Below are 16,112 nucleotides of genomic sequence, written 5' to 3'. Positions count from 1 at the left end.
CAAGCATTATGGACTTCCATCAGTATACATTGACCGATATCGATTTCACCAAGGTGAGCCGTTATTCTTATTTTCCTTGGATGGACCTGACACTGGCCCATTTTCAGGTCAATGCGATGGAAATGGAGGTCAATCAGGCAACTTTTCAGGTACTGGAGAATTATACCGATTTTGAAGTGATGATCATCCATACGTTGCCCACAACAGCCGTCTTTTGCAATTGTCCACAAACAGGATTCTGCCGTCATCAAAAGGCGGCTTTAGGTAAACTATTTACACAGGAGAATTGGCTGGCATTTTTTGATCACAACCGCTATCAGCATCTACTCAAGAAGGTTGCGGCACAATATGGACTGGAAAAGGAATCGTCTTTAGAAAACTATTTTTCAGCCCAGATCAAAGCAGGGAAGCTGGAGTTTCTATTAAAAGACAAACAGCTAACCTCCATTGATGACTTTGATCTAGTGGAGGAATCTCTTGCCCCAAAGGCCAAGACGACAGCCGAACAGCAGCAGCATTTTGTGGTGTTAACGCGCAACCGGTATTACAAAAATCTACAAATACTCCTGTGCCAAGCTCCAATGACGAAATCCGGCCTACCTAAAAACCCGATTTCCGCCAGTGAGAGCCAGTCACGTATCTGGCAAAGCAGCTCGATTGAGGAAATGCAATTTTACACCGCTGTTTACCAATTTTCTCAAGCTGTACAACAGGATATCGAAATCAGCTCCAGTCTGAAGGCGGTTGCAAAAAACCCATTACACCTCGATTTTTATCTGCATGACTATGAAAAATCCGACAATATAACAGCCTCCACCTTATCGCCTGTTCAATTTAACCTAAACAAAGGTGATATTAAGCTCTTTATTTCAAAAAAAGGTGCGTTTTATACCATTCAAGGAGAAATTCATATTCATACGATAGCCTACAATTTACAGGATTTAGTCGTTCTTTTGGACCATTTCATTCTCATCAAAAATCAGCTTTTTCTGATTGAAAATAGGTTTCACCTCAAGTTGATCCGTTTGTTTGGCAACAAAGGTGAGCAATTGTTGATCCATCAGCGTAAGTTCGAAGAATTCAACAGGTTGTTTTTGGAACAGATAGCACATTCCGTGGAGTTAAATTTTAAAGATATTCCCAAAGCAAGCAAGCCACAGCTGAAGGAAAATCTGTATTATCAGGACATGCAGCCACTTTTGTTTCTGGAAGAATCGGAAGATTTTGTCAACCTTATTCCTGTCATGCGTTATGGTGAGGTCGAAATTCCTATTTTAAGTAAGCGGAATATATTTGGTACAGACAGCAAGGGTACACAATTTTTGGTCGATCGGAAACGTGAAGCTGAAACAAAAGTTATTTCCCTGTTACTGAAGCAGCATCCCTATTTTCAGGAGCAAATGGATGAGGGAAGCTTTCAGCATTTTTATTTGCATCGCAAATACTTTCTGGATAGCAACTGGTTCCTGGATGCTTTTGAGGAGTGGCAGCATCAGGGTATACAGATCATCGGATTTAATACGTTACGTGGAAATAAATTAAGCCGGTTTAAAGGGAAAATACATGTGGAGGTCCTCAGTGGACAAAATTGGTTCAACGCCAATATACAGGTCAAATTTGGCCCCAAAAGTGTCTCCCTAAAAAAACTTGAAAAGGCAGTACGGAACCGCTCGCAATTCATTACCTTGGATGACAGCACCCAGGGCATTTTACCGCAACAGTGGCTCGATAAATTTGAGGCCTATTTTAATGCAGCAGAATCGATAGCTGATGATTTCATTGAAATTCCAAAATACAAATTCAATGAGATCGATCACTTGTTTGATCAGGCTGAGCTAGACCCTATCGTGTTGGCGGAGCTCAGCACGTTGAGAAAGCAGCTCGCTAATTTTTCTTCGCTATCCGAGGTCCAGGTACCACCAACTTTTGTCGGAAACTTACGCCCCTATCAGCAACAAGGGCTACAATGGCTGCATTTCTTGGATGGGCTTAATTTTGGTGGCTGTCTTGCCGATGACATGGGACTTGGCAAAACGATCCAAATATTAGCCTTTCTGGCTACTCAAAAAGCAAAGGGACAATCTGCACCAACATTACTTGTACTTCCCACGACCTTAATTTTTAATTGGCGGCATGAAATCCAGCAATTCCTTCCATCTTTCCAAACGTTGGTTTTAGATGGTCCAAATAGAATAGAAAAAGGGATGCAGTTTGAACAATATGACCTTGTTTTAATTTCTTATCACAACCTGCTGACGGATATTAATACGCTAAAAAAAATAACCTTCAATTATGTCATATTGGACGAATCGCAGCAAATCAAAAACCCGGATTCCCAGCGATACAAAACGGTAAATTTATTAAAATCAAGAAATCGCATCATCTTAACAGGAACTCCTATCGAGAATAATACGATGGATCTTTATGCCCAGCTTTCCTTTATTGTGCCGGGTCTGCTAGGAAGCAAAAAATATTTCAAAGATGTCTATACGACTCCTATTGATGCTTTCCATGACCGCAAGAGAAAAAAAATGCTGAAAGAGAAAATAAAGCCTTTCATTCTTCGTAGAACAAAGCAGGATGTATTACGTGATCTTCCTGCAAAAAATGAACTGGTCCTTTACTGTGAGATGAAAACTGCCCAACGGCGAATTTATGATCTTTATGAAAAAGAGTTTCGGGATTTTATCTCTGCCAAAGATGGCGATGAAATCAAGAAAAGCCCCATGCATGTCCTAAAAGGTCTAACAAAATTGCGTCAGATATGTAATTCAAGCAAACTGCTCCAAAATGAAGATCTGACTAGCGCTGCGGACTCTGCCAAAATAGAAATGCTTATCGAGCAGATTCAGCATAAAAAAGACCAGCACAAAATGATCGTGTTTTCACAGTTTGTCAGTATGCTCAATCTGATTAAAGAGGCTTTGGATAAACAGGGTATTCGCGCGTTGATGCTCACGGGCCAATCCAAAAATCGAGGTAAATTGGTTAGTGACTTTCAATCCGACAAGGATATCCCCGTTTTTCTGGTTAGTCTAAAAGCCGGTGGTACCGGACTTAATCTTACCGCGGCCGATGTCGTGTACCTGGTAGACCCCTGGTGGAATCCTGCTGTTGAACAACAGGCGATCGATAGGATCTATCGCATGGGGCAACAAAAGACGGTCACCGCAGTCCGATTAATCAGCCCTAACACGGTCGAAGATAAAATTCAGACCTTACAGCAACATAAAAAGGAGATTAGCAACAGTATTCTGGATGACGGCGGAAGTTTAGATGTCTTTTATCTCGACAAAAGCTATTTAATGAATTTGCTACGCTAAACTATTGAAATCAAAAAAGGGGACATCGATCTGGACTGTCCCCTTTTTTGATATAATTCGTTTTCAGCTGCTCTTTACTTTTTGTCAGAAATGTACGTTTTGTTACCATTTCCGTTGATATAATATTTGCCACCTTTTGGACCGAGATAAACTGTATGTCCATTATATTTTTCACTTGTTGCTTTATCAGCTGTAGCTACGGCATCCTTTTTAACAGCAGCGGCTTGTTTTTCAGCTTTAGCACTTTCTTTTTTTACGGCTTTTTCCTTCGCTTCCATTGGTGCTGCTGGCGCTGTTTTTGTATCAGCCATCTTTTTCGTCTGCACTGACTTTTCCTTGACTGCAGCTTCCTTCTTCGCAGTAGCTTTCACCGGCGCTGCCTTCATTTTCGTTTCGGCCTCGTTGGCTTTAGTCTTTACTTCTTTTGCTTTTTGTTCAGACTTTTTGGCTTCTTTTTCCATTTTTTTAGGAGCCGTTTGTGCATAGGATTGTCCCAATCCCACTGCAGCGATCAAAGCTAATGCAGCTGTGATTTTTTTGAAACGATTTATTGCTTTCATAACTCAATTGTTATTTAAATAATTGTAAATAAAAGTATAATACAAATGCCGTATTTCGATTTAATTACCTGAAAAAATAATTTTAACAAATTTTTAACCTAGCCAAGGAATTATTCGACAACTTGTTTTCTAAATTTCGAATCAATTACATATTTTACCCCCTTCGCATCTATAAATACAGGCTTTCCATGGTAGTGCTCATTACTGCGTCGATCAATGGCAACACGATACCGGGTGGCGGAGCTAGTGGAGCTGTAGGTTATATTGCCAACCGATTCTCCAGGGCTCACGATTACTTCCGAACCTTCATATACGCGCTCACTCACCCTGCCGTTAAAACGCTGTTTTCCCGTTGACGTTTTTATTTTCTCCTGCTGCTCGGGCTCTTTATCGATCGGCGCAACGTCCAAGGTCATCACATCGACCTGTGGGCTTAAAGGGAAGAATGGATCTACCCACCGATATACAAAATGATAATCGGTTTCTAAGTTATTAAAAGCATGCATTTGCTGTGCCCTTACAACACTTATCCCACCTCCTAAAATCAGCAATGGCAGTAGGCAACGTCTAAAGAAGATTAATTCAACTCTTAACATATCTTTTTTTCCTTTCGTTTAAGTGCTTCCAAATAAAATGCCATCTCTCTCTAAAGCACTCATCTTTAACACATTTTTAACTAAAATAAATTAGTTTGATATTTAACTGTTTTATATTTAACTTTGTGCTATGAAAAACGAATCCATGAATCCAGTAAAACCCTTAGTGGATAGTATCATTGCTTTGCGAACGAGCTTAAAACAATACTATATCCAGAAAATAAAGGAACAGCAATTGGATATCACCTATGAAATGTTGCAAGTATTGGCAGCACTGTGGAAAAAGGAGCAAATGAATCAGCAAGATATAGCCACAGCAATACAGAAGAACAAAGCAAGTGTCACTCCGCTGATCGATAATCTTTGTAAACGGGATCTGGTTAGACGCGTCAGCGATCCCAGTGACAGGCGAAATAATTTAATCGAATTAACGGTAAAGGGAGACGAATATAGGACATTATTAGATCCCGTCCAACAAGACCTCTACCGTGTGATCCTGCAGGAGATATCAGAAAAAAAAGTATTGGAAATTACAGAAACTCTCGAAAAATTGACCGCAATTATTGATAAGCAATAGTATCGGGAGCCTTGATTTTCAGAAAAAAGAAGATAAGTAATTGAGTCATGAGCAATTCAACATTAAGTGAGAAAGAAATAAAACGAAGGCGGAAGATATGGATCATCAACATCCTATCTGCTGTCGTCATTGTGGTAACAATTATCTGGGGTATCTTAGTCTTTTTCCACATCAACGAATCTGTTTATACAGATGATGCCCAGGTAGATGCCCATATTACCCCTATAAATTCGCGTATCAGCGGTTATATCAAAACAATTCGATTTGATGAGCATCAAAAAGTTCACAAAGGCGATACACTCGTCATTATTGATGATGCTGAGTACAGAATTTTATTACAAAATGCACAAGCCACTCTTGCCGATGCCAAAGCAAGTAAAACTATATCGCAATCTGGAATTGCCATTGCCGGCAATAGTACTGCGATAGCAAATGCCAACATCGATGAGATGAGAGCCCGGCTAGATAATATGGAATTGAATTATAGGCGTTACGAGAGTCTGGTAAAAGATGAAGCAGTAACGCAATATCAATTCGATCAGGTAAAAGCAGATTATGAGGCCATGTTAGCCAAATATAAGGCACTTTTGGCGCAAGAGCGTGTATCGAAACTTAACACACATGAATCTGAACAGAAGCTGTCAATCAATGATGCCTCATTACTAAAGGCCGAATCTGCGATTGATCTAGCCAAGTTAAACCTTTCGTATACGGTTATCACGGCACCGTACGATGGTGTATTGGGACGGCGGACGATAGAAGAGGGCCAATTGGTACAAAACGGCACGCCATTGGTCAATATTGTACGTGATAAGCAGAAATGGATTACCGCAAATTATACCGAAAGTCAACTAAAAAATATTGCCCTCGGGGCAAAAGTCAACATTGAAATTGATGCATTGGCCGGGAAGACATTTGAAGGTGAAGTAGCCGCCATATCCGAAGCAACAGGATCTAAGTATTCTGCTGTTCCGGTTGACAATTCTACGGGGAACTTTGTTAAGGTACAACAGCGCATTCCGGTTAGAATTAATTTTACAGCATCCAATACCCCAAAAGATCTCGCCATGCTTCGCGTAGGTATGAATGCTATCATACGTATTAAATAATCATGAAAGATCGTATATTCAGAGATTGGTTGAGTTCAGGTTGGGAATTGTTCTTTCTGTTTGTACTCAATATTTTATTTTCGTTCAATAATGGAATCCCAACATCCATTAACACGTATGTCATGAATGGATACGCCGGTATCACCGCAGATCTGAGTATGGCTACATATTGTTATTATGCGGGAATGGTATGTGCCATACCACTGGTATTTAGGTTGTTGAAATTATTTTCCAAAAAGACGATATTAATTGTATCTATCTTCATTATCCTCGCTTCCAATGCGGTTTTGGAACATGCTAATAATGGTGTTAACATCTGTATGGCCACATTTTTTATCGGGAGTGCCAAGATTATTGTCACGATGGCTATCATTGGGGAAATGATCCCTTTTCTCATGCCACGTGGAGAACGGTATCAATTATATGCAGTCTACTACCCCATGACAATGATCATTCCTGCCTTGGCAAGTTATGTATCTGTTCTATTTGCAACACGTTTCTATTGGGAAACTGTCTTTTTATTTCAAAATATACTACTTGCAGTAGCGTTGTTAATCTGCATCATCTTTATGAAATCGTCAGATTTTAAAAAGGTACCGCTGTATCAATATGACTGGTTTGGAAGTATTTTACTTTGTATTTCATTATTGAATTTTGCCTATTTCAGCACATATGGTCTGACACAAAATTGGTTTCATTCCAGGTTTATTTTGGTCACCGGAATCGCATCGCTCTGTTTTTTTATACTTTTTATAAATAGAAGTGTACTAATCCGAAAATCACTCTTAAATTTTGAAGCCTTTTCAACACGGATTCTGCCTATCTCCATTGGAACAATTTTTATTTTCGGCATTTTTTATAGCTCGACCTCGCTGTACTCCTCCCTTTTGGGAATTACGCTTGGTACAAACCCCTTGGAAGTCGCCGAAATAAATACCTATGTAATTCCTGGTTATATGATCGGCGCAGTAATCGCTTATATTTATTTCAAAATAACAAAAAAATGCAAGTTCATTTTGGCATTCTCCGCAGCGTGTTATGCCCTATCTTGCTTTTTCTTTGCAAGGATTATCGACCAACAAACAAACACGGCTTTGTTCTATCTCCCTTTGACATTAAGAGGAATGGGCGTGATCACTTCCTACATTGGAATAGGCGTATATATGGCCGGTAATATTCCCAGCAAATATTACCTCTCTGGCTTAGTATTTTTGATTCTTACACGTTCATTTTTGGTGCCTGTAGTCTGGTCAAACATCATTACTAATTGGTATTACCACCTACAGATCCTTAATGCCAATAATCTTGCTGGTATAATCGATCGAACAAATAGCTTGGTGCTACAAAGAGGAAATATAATGAAATCGGTCCAAGTCCAAGCCTCGCTACTATCCATACGCGACGCCTACTCCGGGCTATTTATTATCGGGGTAATCCTAACGTTATTCATCTTAATCTTCCCTTTTCATTCTTCGCCTATACGAAGAGTTTTCGACTGGAAGAGAAAAAATGCAACGAAAGAAGCTTTGCAAATTCCCATTTCTTAGTTAACTGATATAAATTTCGGTTATATACTTGAATACGATACGCTCAGAGATTGCGTACTTATCGAAAAGTGTACGGAGATCGTCATAGAGCGTTTTGTTTTCAGCCTGCTCTTTGGGAAAATAAGATGATGAACGTACTCTTCCCAAAAACGACCGAAGGTCCAATATCTGTTGATTTGGTAAGGTTACCTTGGTCATTGAACGTGATCCAAAAAATTGTTTGAGATCATCATCACTGATATTTTTGTGGCTGACAGATTGATAACTTGGTATATGACTGAGCAGAAAATCTTCGTACTCCTGTTGAAAAGCATCGCCGGGATCACGCTGGTTCCAGACCAGTACAATACGTCCATTTTCTGTGAGAATGCGAGCGAACTCCCTCTTACATGCTTCCCGGTCAAACCAATGAAACGATTGCCCTGCAAAAATGAGATCTACGCATCCAGACTCAATAGATGTATCTTCGGCAGTCGCATTCAGCGCGATTAAATTCCGATAGGTTTTAAAATGATGCAGTAAAGATTCACGCATTTCCCGATTGGGTTCAACAGCAAAAACGTCATTCCCATTTTCGAGAAAAAGTTGCGTAGATAGCCCTGTACCACTACCGATATCGGCAACCAACCATTTTTTATCCAGCCCTATTTGTTCTTTAAGCACCTGAATAATCTCTTTTGGGTAACATGGTCTAAATTTCTCGTAATCGACAACCCTGTCCGTGAATCTATCAATACTGTTTTTGTTCATAATAAGAATTGCTGTAACTAGTCGATTATACCTTCATCTTTAAAACTATAATATCCGTTATCGGTAAAGATTAAATGATCGGCAACTCTAATATCCATAATTTTAGAGGCTTCAACAATTTTTTGCGTCAGAATTTTGTCAGCATTGCTTGGATACAAGGTGCCCGAGGGATGGTTATGAACTAATATAATTGCATGTGCTTTAAGGCTAAGTGCAGATCGTAATATAATCCGGACATCAACTGGCGTAAAATCATTACCCCCGCGTCCGATCAGTTGTTTGTCTAATATTTTATACCCCGTATTGAGATACAGAGTCCAAAACTCTTCATGGGGCAGATCCTGAAGTATGGGTTTCATAAAGTTGTAAACGAAGCGGCTGCTATTTACGAGCTTACGCTGTTCTACGGGCAGGTCGTTTTTCCGGCGTGCGAGCTCCAATGCGGCAAGAATAGCGATGGCTTTTGCCTCGCCTATCCCTTTATACATGCTCAGTTCTGAAACCTCCATCATCGAAAGCGTCTGCAGGTTGTTATTGACATCGGCCAATATGCGCCGGCATAATTCAACAGCACTTTCATTTTTGGAACCAGACCCGATTAAAATAGCCAGTAATTCGGCGTCGGTAAGCGCCCTACGGCCCTGGCTCAATAGTTTCTCTCTCGGACGATCGGCCTCTGCCCACTCCCGAATGACTAGTTTGTACGGATTTGACATCTACAGTTAATTATAATTGGCTAGCGTACATAAATATACAAAAATACTGTTACTTAATATCCTGAGAAATACACAATCTATCAATTAAAAAAAATTGGCAATCGGGATTTACTTCACATTTCACTCTGAAACGTTATCTTTGTATTTCATAAAAATTTTTGAATATGAGTAAAGCGATTATTAAAACAGAAAAAGGCGACATGACTGTGGAGTTCTACACAGCTGATGCTCCAAATACAGTAGCCAATTTTATCAAACTTGCTAAATCAGGATATTATGATGGATTGGCATTTCACCGTGTAATCCCCGATTTCGTTATCCAAGGTGGATGTCCAAATTCACGTGAAGGAGCTGCAGGAATCCCTGGAACGGGTGGCCCTGGTTATAAAATTGACTGTGAATTAACAGGCGAAAACCAATACCACGATAGAGGTGTATTGTCTATGGCTCATGCAGGCCGTAATACTGGTGGTTCTCAATTTTTCATCTGTCATAGCCGTAACAACACTGCTCACTTAGATCGTAACCATACTTGTTTTGGAAAAGTTATCGAAAACGTAGACATTGTTGACGATATCAGACAAGGTGACCGTATTTTATCAATTGAAGTTATCGAAGATTAATTCTTGGAGATTTAAATAGTATTAAAATGAATTTAAGAGCATTAGTATCCGTAACTGGTAAACCAGGATTGTTCAAATTGGTTGGACAAAATAAAGGTGGTTTTATTTTAGAAACCCTTGATCAGGCAAAAATTAAAACTGTAGTAAGTTTATCTTCTACAAAAATGGCGACTTTGGAAGATATCACCATCTATGGTGAAGAAGAAGAAATTCGTCTATTGAATATTTTTGAAACAATCAAAGAGAAAGGCATCGCTCTGCCAGATACAAAATCTGATGGCGCAACATTAAGAGATTTCTTCCGTGAAGTAGCTCCTGGCCATGATGAATCACGTGTTTATTCTTCGGATATTAAAAAGGTTATCACATGGTATAACATTATCAAGGAATTCCCTTTATTTGAAGAAGAAGCACCTGCTCCTTTAATGTAAACTTTTACATATATCCCAAATAAAAAAGGAGTTGATCATGTGATCAACTCCTTTTTTATGGTGTTTTCTAATGAAACACGACATCAAGTACATTTTTTTCGATGCTGTTTTGATCTTTGGCCCCGTCAAGTTTAGCATGGGCTTTTGTAACCTCAAATTCTTTGGGTTCAAATTGCTTTTCGACGACAGCTGTGGTTGTAAAGCGCAATAGGGAATTTTCATCTTCATTGAGATAGGCATCAATTTCAAGAATCCCTTCGTTTTCATCAAACACATAGGGGTGCAGCAGATTGATTCCCTTCGGGATCCGTGGGCTCTTCCAAACGACAAATTTAGGGAGCGTTTTATCCATTGCATCAATTTTATTGTAAATGGCCTGCTGACAGGTAATTCCGGCAATTACTTTTGTTTTTCCGGTCTTATCGATCATATACTCTTTGGGATTTATTCGTATCTGCACTTTCGCCAATCCATTAAGTTTCCCTTCTGGATAGTTCAGTCCTACATTGATAGTCTCGTTGCCACTATTTGCTAAAAAAGCCTCGCCTGAACCTTTGCTATAATTCACATAATTTTCCAGGCGGTACGTCAGGCCCGCAGCATCAGATTTCGCTTGTTGTTGATCAAATTTAATTTCCATCTTACGTAAAGGGGCAAGCATCAGCTCCATACGCTGCAGGGGATTTTCAATATCAAAGCTATCTTTCTTCATTTGTTCCGCCTGGGGTAGCGTGGATATTGCCTTCCACAATGCAGCAGGTGAACTATCTTTGGTCAGATTCATCAACCTGATTAGTTCAGCAAAAGGCATATTGGGAAAAGTAACTTTTTGTACGATTACCGCAGCATTGATCCGTTTAGAAGAGCGGATATCCGTTGTTGTATTTGATTCTTCATGTAGTTTAACCTCTTTAGGTGTAGAGGATTGACAATTGTGAAAAAGAAGTACTATGCCTAATAATGGGAAAACTAAGGCGTACTTTTTTAGATATTTTTTCATATCTATAGCTGTTTAAATGTAGTATAGACAAATTTACCTTATTTGACGCAGATATCACAAAAAAAGCCCCAGAATTTATATCCGGAGCTTCTTTTATCTTACACTAGCACATAGGCTATTCGCTTTAATTAATGACCTTTTGGTTCGGCATCGATACGTTTAATATCTGCTCCTAATTTACGCAAGCGTTCTTCGATATCTTGATAGCCACGCTCAATCTGTTCGATATTGTGGATCACAGATTTTCCTTTAGCAGATAGGGCTGCAATCAATAAAGAAACCCCGGCACGAATATCTGGCGAAGTCATCTCAATACCTCTCAGGTGGTGTGATTTATTCAGTCCAATAACGGTTGCGCGGTGCGGATCGCACAAGATAATCTGAGCCCCCATATCGATCAATTTGTCCACGAAGAACAAACGGCTCTCGAACATTTTTTGGTGGATCAATACGTTTCCTTTTGCCTGAGTCGCCACAACAAGTACTATACTTAATAAATCGGGCGTAAAACCTGGCCAAGGTGCATCTGAAATCGTCAGGATAGATCCATCGATAAATGTATCGATTTCATACGATTCTTGCGCCGGAATAAAAATATCATCACCGCGTAATTCAAACTTGATGCCTAAGCGCGAAAATACAGATGGAATAACGCCAAGTTCTTCGAAACAGACATCTTTAATGGTGATTTCTGAACCTGTCATTGCTGCAAGGCCGATGAAAGAACCTATTTCAATCATATCAGGCAACATGCGGTGTGAAGTTCCCCCCAGACGCTCTACTCCTTCGATGGTCAACAAATTAGATCCAATACCGGATATTTTAGCCCCCATGCGATTCAACATCTTACATAGTTGTTGTAAATAAGGTTCACAAGCAGCGTTGTATATCGTTGTTGTCCCTTTTGCCAATACAGCAGCCATCACGATATTCGCCGTACCCGTTACAGAAGCTTCGTCCAAAAGGATATAACTTCCTTTTAACTCCGTTGCATCAACGTTAAAAAAATGGGTAGTCGCATCGTACACAAACTTAGCACCCAATTTTTCAAAACCCAAAAAGTGGGTATCTAATCGTCTACGTCCGATTTTATCACCCCCCGGTTTCGGAATAGCGGCTTTTCCGAATCGAGCCAACAAAGGACCGACAATCATGATAGAGCCACGCAATCCACCACCTTTTTCTTTAAATTCAGGTGACTGGAAATAGTCTATATTTATATCTTTAGCTTCAAAAACGTATGTGTCCTTATCTATGCGATCAATTTTAACACCTAAAGCAGCCAATAGATCGATCAACTTATTGACATCCTTAATATCTGGGATATTACTGATGGTCATAGGTTCTTCTGTCAGTAAAACTGCAGAAAGGATCTGTAAGGCCTCATTTTTTGCTCCTTGAGGAATAATCTCTCCCTTTAACGGTTTTCCACCGATTATTTCAAATGCGTTCATTTATATATAAGTGATATCTTCTTAGTATCTTATCCCGGTTCTTGTACTAGCCTTGGGATATTTAGCCTTCCGCCTAACATACCGGGATCGGAGACCAAAGAACCTTGTTTTTTTATAAAACAGCGCGATTCTTAAAAAAAGAAGGCAATTGTAAAGAAATCTGTTAATCACTTCGCAATTGCCTGCTTCTTTAAACAAAATCTTTAAGAACTAGCCTCGTTTATTATTATAATTACCCTGCGGCTTTCTGTTTCTGTTATTGTTGTTATTGTTGTCCCTACCGTAGCTGTTGTTATTGTTATCCCTACTGTAGCTGTTGTTATTGCTTCCGTAGTTATTGCGCTTCGTATTATTGTTGTTGTTACTTGTCATACGAGGCTTGCCTCCACCTTTCGACTGGTGACCGGAATTATTATTATTGTTATTGTTATTATTTCCGCCTGAGTTACTGTTAGCCGGACCTTTAACGCGATTTCCCGGAGGCGGAGTTTTAAAGTCAAGTTTGGTCAATACAGTACCTTCTGGTAAGGTCAATTGATAACCTGACAACTCTTTGAGATCCTGGATGATCAACTCGTCCGAAACAGAATCCTTATTCCAGGTCAGGTAAGCCATTTTCATAAAATTGGCGATACCGATAACCATCTGCTCTCTTTTAGCCTCGTCATTAGCCAATAAAGCCTTTTCAATCATTTTCTCTACGGTAAAACCATAGTGCTTGAATCTAATGGAATGCTGCGGATAGCCCAAATGCTCAACTTCGTGTTTCACACTTTTCGCTGTAGCAATTGGATAAGGTGAGTCAATATCCAATTTAAAATCAGAGATAATCTGTAGGTGATCCCACAGTTTATGTTTAAAATCAGACACGTCTCTCAAATGTGGGTTCAATACCCCCATCATATCGATTACAATCTGCGCATGTTTATTTCTTTCTTCCTTTGTGGGTAAAGTACAGATGTAATCTACCATATTTTGCACATTGCGACCATATTCTGCAAGGATCAATTTTGGTCTAGTGCTGTTGTAGTCAAAGTTCATATAGCTAATATAAGTACCTAATTAAACGATCAAGATGCCGTTTTGGTATTTTATTATTGAATTATTCTAAGTTTTGCAAATTTAAGCAACAATTGTTTCTGTCCCAACTCTTTAAAGAAAATAGTTGCTTTTATATCTCCTTTGTTTCCTTCGAGATTAACAACTTTCCCAAATCCAAAACGTTCATGTTCAACTTCCATGCCGACTTGAAGATTTGATGTATCTGAAGGAGCAAAACCCGCAGTAGGTTTGTGGGCTTTCGGTAGTATTGATGTCGTTTTAACCATCGGCTTAGGCTTAGGTTTAGAAAACGTATCATCACTATCCTTTTGTTGCCATGCAATTCGTTCGCCTTGAAAACTTCCGGCTGAGGCAGAAGTTTGTCGTGGTTTAAAATCCAATGCAAGACATGCCGGATTCAATTCATCCAAGAAGCGACTGGGTTCGCAGTTATTCAGCGTTCCCCAACGATATCGCGAAGTAGCATACGAAAGTAGTAATTTTTTTTCAGCTCTCGTAACAGCGACATAAAAAAGTCTTCGTTCCTCTTCCAATTCCGACCTGGAATTCAACGACAACTGGGAAGGAAATAGGTTTTCTTCTAAGCCTACAATGAAAACAATCGGAAATTCCAATCCTTTGGAAGAGTGAATGGTCATCAATGATACAGTATCAGCATTTGGATCTTTATCATTATCGTCGTTTGTCAACAGGGCGATATCCTGCATATAGACATCAAGTCCACGCTCTTCGATATCTTCCCGTTCCGAAAATTCCTTGATACCATTGAGGAGTTCCTGGATATTTTCGTAACGCGCCAACCCCTCTACCGATTTGTCTTCATACAATTCTTTCAAAATACCACAGTGCTGCGCAATATGCATTGCCGTATCAAATGCGTTATTGTTTTTGGCAAGAGCCTGAAAACTCTGTATCATCTGTGCAAAACCACCGACAGAAGTTGCACTACGTCCGTCTAGAAACTGGGCTGCATTTGCAACAACATCCCATATACGGTATTGATTCTGATCTGCAGCGATCATGATCTTCTCTATCGTCGTATCCCCGATCCCTCTACGTGGATAATTGATAACACGCTTTAGTGCTTCCTCATCATTTGGGTTGAAGGTAAGTCTGAAATACGCGATCAGATCTTTAATTTCTTTCCGTTGATAGAAAGAAGTACCACCGTATATTTTATAGGGAATATTAATTTTGCGTAAGGCCTCCTCCATTGCCCTGGATTGGGCGTTGGTACGATACAAAATAGCAAAATCTTTATAATTAAGTCCTTTTAACGATTTCTCTTCAATGATCTGGTCAGCAACGATCTTACCTTCCTCATTGTCAGAGAAAGCACGTGAAACCTTGATCTTTTCGCCCTCTTCATTATCCGAGAAAACATTTTTTTCCAATTGATTCTGATTATTCGCAATCACCGAATTGGCCGCATTCACGATCATCTTAGTCGATCGATAATTCTGCTCCAGTTTAAAGATCTTCACATCTGGATAATCCTTTTGGAAATTCAGGATATTCTGAATATTTGCACCACGAAATGCATAGATCGATTGTGCATCATCCCCAACCACGCAGATATTTTCATTGACTGCTGCCAGGCGTTTGACAATAAGGTATTGGGAGAAGTTGGTATCCTGGTACTCATCGACCATCAGATAGCGAAATTGATGCTGATATTTATGCAATACCTCTGGATGCTTGTTTAACAAGACATTTGTTTTAAACAAGAGGTCATCAAAATCCATTGCTCCAGCACGGTAACAGCGTTGTGCATAGGTCATATAAATCTGCCCCAATTGACCACGACCATTGGAAATATCTTCGGCCAGTATGGCTTCATTCTTATTATATTCCTGCGGTGAGATCAAGTTGTTTTTTGCCTGTGAGATACGTCCATACACATGATTGACATTATACAGCTTATCATCGAGATTCATTTCCTTTAAAATGGCACGCAACAAACTTTTGGTATCGTCCGTATCGTAGATGGTAAAGTTTCTGGGATAACCGATCAATTCTGCTTCGACACGGAGTATCTTTGCGAATACCGAGTGGAATGTTCCCATCCAAATATTTTTCGCTTCGCTTCCAACAACAGAAACGATACGTGCGCGCATCTCTTTGGCGGCCTTGTTGGTAAATGTTAATACCAAGATATTGAATGGATCAACACCTTTTCGAATCAAGTGTGCTACACGATAGGTAATTACCCGTGTTTTTCCTGAACCAGCTCCCGCAACAATCATCACAGGACCTTCTGTTTGCTCTACGGCTCCTCGTTGTGAAGGGTTTAAACCCGCTAAATAATCCAAATTAACTCCTTAAATTTTAAAACCTGAGAATAGGGTATAAAAGTACAAATTT

The 16,112-nt window shown here is 39.7% G+C and carries 14 protein-coding genes; 6 read left to right on the top strand and 8 right to left on the bottom strand.

Going from position 1 to position 16,112, the window contains the following annotated elements:
* The first annotated feature begins 8 nt into the window (after window positions 1–8).
* The gene (locus B4N43_RS03855) at window positions 9–3,323 is read left to right on the top strand and encodes a DEAD/DEAH box helicase (protein ID WP_286732876.1); all 3,315 of its coding nucleotides are present in this window, start codon (window positions 9–11) and stop codon (window positions 3,321–3,323) included.
* A gap of 74 nt (window positions 3,324–3,397) precedes the next feature.
* Here the strand turns inward: B4N43_RS03855 and B4N43_RS03850 are convergent, their stop codons facing one another.
* Complete coding sequence (locus B4N43_RS03850) at window positions 3,398–3,883, bottom strand: hypothetical protein (protein WP_286732875.1); 486 nt, start codon at window positions 3,881–3,883, stop codon at window positions 3,398–3,400.
* A 110-nt stretch (window positions 3,884–3,993) separates the two neighbouring features.
* Window positions 3,994–4,479 (bottom strand): hypothetical protein, encoded by a 486-nt coding sequence (locus tag B4N43_RS03845; protein WP_145328686.1) that lies wholly within the window; start codon window positions 4,477–4,479, stop codon window positions 3,994–3,996.
* A gap of 130 nt (window positions 4,480–4,609) precedes the next feature.
* On the opposite strand from B4N43_RS03845, the gene B4N43_RS03840 reads away from it, so the two are divergent.
* From B4N43_RS03840 to B4N43_RS03830, 3 genes are read left to right on the top strand one after another with little or no spacing between them, the layout of a single operon-like run.
* A complete protein-coding gene (locus B4N43_RS03840) occupies window positions 4,610–5,056 on the top strand; it encodes a MarR family winged helix-turn-helix transcriptional regulator (RefSeq protein ID WP_286732873.1) in 447 nt (148 codons plus the stop codon).
* Between the two features lie 47 nt (window positions 5,057–5,103).
* On the top strand, window positions 5,104–6,165 hold the full coding sequence (locus tag B4N43_RS03835) for an HlyD family secretion protein (RefSeq protein WP_286732871.1): 1,062 nt from the start codon (window positions 5,104–5,106) through the stop codon (window positions 6,163–6,165).
* Between the two features lie 2 nt (window positions 6,166–6,167).
* Window positions 6,168–7,712 (top strand): MFS transporter, encoded by a 1,545-nt coding sequence (locus B4N43_RS03830; protein ID WP_286732870.1) that lies wholly within the window; start codon window positions 6,168–6,170, stop codon window positions 7,710–7,712.
* Here the strand turns inward: B4N43_RS03830 and B4N43_RS03825 are convergent, their stop codons facing one another.
* Window positions 7,713–8,462 carry a class I SAM-dependent methyltransferase gene (locus B4N43_RS03825; RefSeq protein ID WP_088162758.1) on the bottom strand — a complete coding sequence of 250 codons (750 nt, stop codon included), beginning with the start codon at window positions 8,460–8,462 and terminating at the stop codon, window positions 7,713–7,715. It lies immediately after the preceding gene.
* 17 nt (window positions 8,463–8,479) lie between these two features.
* Window positions 8,480–9,178, bottom strand: coding sequence for a RadC family protein (gene radC, locus B4N43_RS03820; protein WP_075993971.1), 699 nt, complete (start codon window positions 9,176–9,178; stop codon window positions 8,480–8,482).
* 164 nt (window positions 9,179–9,342) lie between these two features.
* Here radC and B4N43_RS03815 point away from each other — a divergent pair, with 164 nt between their 5' ends.
* Both B4N43_RS03815 and B4N43_RS03810 read left to right on the top strand, forming a co-directional pair.
* The gene (locus B4N43_RS03815; RefSeq protein WP_046671802.1) at window positions 9,343–9,801 is read left to right on the top strand and encodes a peptidylprolyl isomerase; all 459 of its coding nucleotides are present in this window, start codon (window positions 9,343–9,345) and stop codon (window positions 9,799–9,801) included.
* A gap of 26 nt (window positions 9,802–9,827) precedes the next feature.
* A complete protein-coding gene (locus tag B4N43_RS03810) occupies window positions 9,828–10,232 on the top strand; it encodes a DUF5606 domain-containing protein (RefSeq protein ID WP_075993972.1) in 405 nt (134 codons plus the stop codon).
* Window positions 10,233–10,299: 67 nt separating this feature from the next.
* Here the strand turns inward: B4N43_RS03810 and B4N43_RS03805 are convergent, their stop codons facing one another.
* From B4N43_RS03805 to B4N43_RS03790, 4 genes are all read right to left on the bottom strand, one after another.
* Complete coding sequence (locus B4N43_RS03805) at window positions 10,300–11,232, bottom strand: hypothetical protein (RefSeq protein WP_088162760.1); 933 nt, start codon at window positions 11,230–11,232, stop codon at window positions 10,300–10,302.
* 128 nt (window positions 11,233–11,360) lie between these two features.
* Window positions 11,361–12,686 (bottom strand): UDP-N-acetylglucosamine 1-carboxyvinyltransferase, encoded by a 1,326-nt coding sequence (murA, locus tag B4N43_RS03800; protein ID WP_070565984.1) that lies wholly within the window; start codon window positions 12,684–12,686, stop codon window positions 11,361–11,363.
* Window positions 12,687–12,896: 210 nt separating this feature from the next.
* The gene (locus B4N43_RS03795) at window positions 12,897–13,727 is read right to left on the bottom strand and encodes a DUF4290 domain-containing protein (protein ID WP_070565986.1); all 831 of its coding nucleotides are present in this window, start codon (window positions 13,725–13,727) and stop codon (window positions 12,897–12,899) included.
* 53 nt (window positions 13,728–13,780) lie between these two features.
* Window positions 13,781–16,060 (bottom strand): ATP-dependent helicase, encoded by a 2,280-nt coding sequence (locus tag B4N43_RS03790; protein ID WP_070565989.1) that lies wholly within the window; start codon window positions 16,058–16,060, stop codon window positions 13,781–13,783.
* Window positions 16,061–16,112 lie beyond the last annotated feature (52 nt).

The sequence above is a fragment of the Sphingobacterium sp. UBA1897 genome, assembly GCF_002337775.1.
Taxonomy (GTDB): Bacteria; Bacteroidota; Bacteroidia; order Sphingobacteriales; family Sphingobacteriaceae; genus Sphingobacterium; species Sphingobacterium siyangense.
This window is presented reverse-complemented; position numbering and strand designations above follow the sequence as displayed.

Excerpts from the sequence above, each read along its gene's own strand:
- B4N43_RS03855 (WP_286732876.1), top strand. The coding sequence starts at position 9 with ATGGACTTCCATCAGTATACATTGACCGATATCGATTTCACCAAGGTG.
- B4N43_RS03850 (WP_286732875.1), bottom strand. The coding sequence starts at position 3,883 with ATGAAAGCAATAAATCGTTTCAAAAAAATCACAGCTGCATTAGCTTTG.
- B4N43_RS03845 (WP_145328686.1), bottom strand. The coding sequence starts at position 4,479 with ATGTTAAGAGTTGAATTAATCTTCTTTAGACGTTGCCTACTGCCATTG.
- B4N43_RS03840 (WP_286732873.1), top strand. The coding sequence starts at position 4,610 with ATGAAAAACGAATCCATGAATCCAGTAAAACCCTTAGTGGATAGTATC.
- B4N43_RS03835 (WP_286732871.1), top strand. The coding sequence starts at position 5,104 with ATGAGCAATTCAACATTAAGTGAGAAAGAAATAAAACGAAGGCGGAAG.
- B4N43_RS03830 (WP_286732870.1), top strand. The coding sequence starts at position 6,168 with ATGAAAGATCGTATATTCAGAGATTGGTTGAGTTCAGGTTGGGAATTG.
- B4N43_RS03825 (WP_088162758.1), bottom strand. The coding sequence starts at position 8,462 with ATGAACAAAAACAGTATTGATAGATTCACGGACAGGGTTGTCGATTAC.
- radC (WP_075993971.1), bottom strand. The coding sequence starts at position 9,178 with ATGTCAAATCCGTACAAACTAGTCATTCGGGAGTGGGCAGAGGCCGAT.
- B4N43_RS03815 (WP_046671802.1), top strand. The coding sequence starts at position 9,343 with ATGAGTAAAGCGATTATTAAAACAGAAAAAGGCGACATGACTGTGGAG.
- B4N43_RS03810 (WP_075993972.1), top strand. The coding sequence starts at position 9,828 with ATGAATTTAAGAGCATTAGTATCCGTAACTGGTAAACCAGGATTGTTC.
- B4N43_RS03805 (WP_088162760.1), bottom strand. The coding sequence starts at position 11,232 with ATGAAAAAATATCTAAAAAAGTACGCCTTAGTTTTCCCATTATTAGGC.
- murA (WP_070565984.1), bottom strand. The coding sequence starts at position 12,686 with ATGAACGCATTTGAAATAATCGGTGGAAAACCGTTAAAGGGAGAGATT.
- B4N43_RS03795 (WP_070565986.1), bottom strand. The coding sequence starts at position 13,727 with ATGAACTTTGACTACAACAGCACTAGACCAAAATTGATCCTTGCAGAA.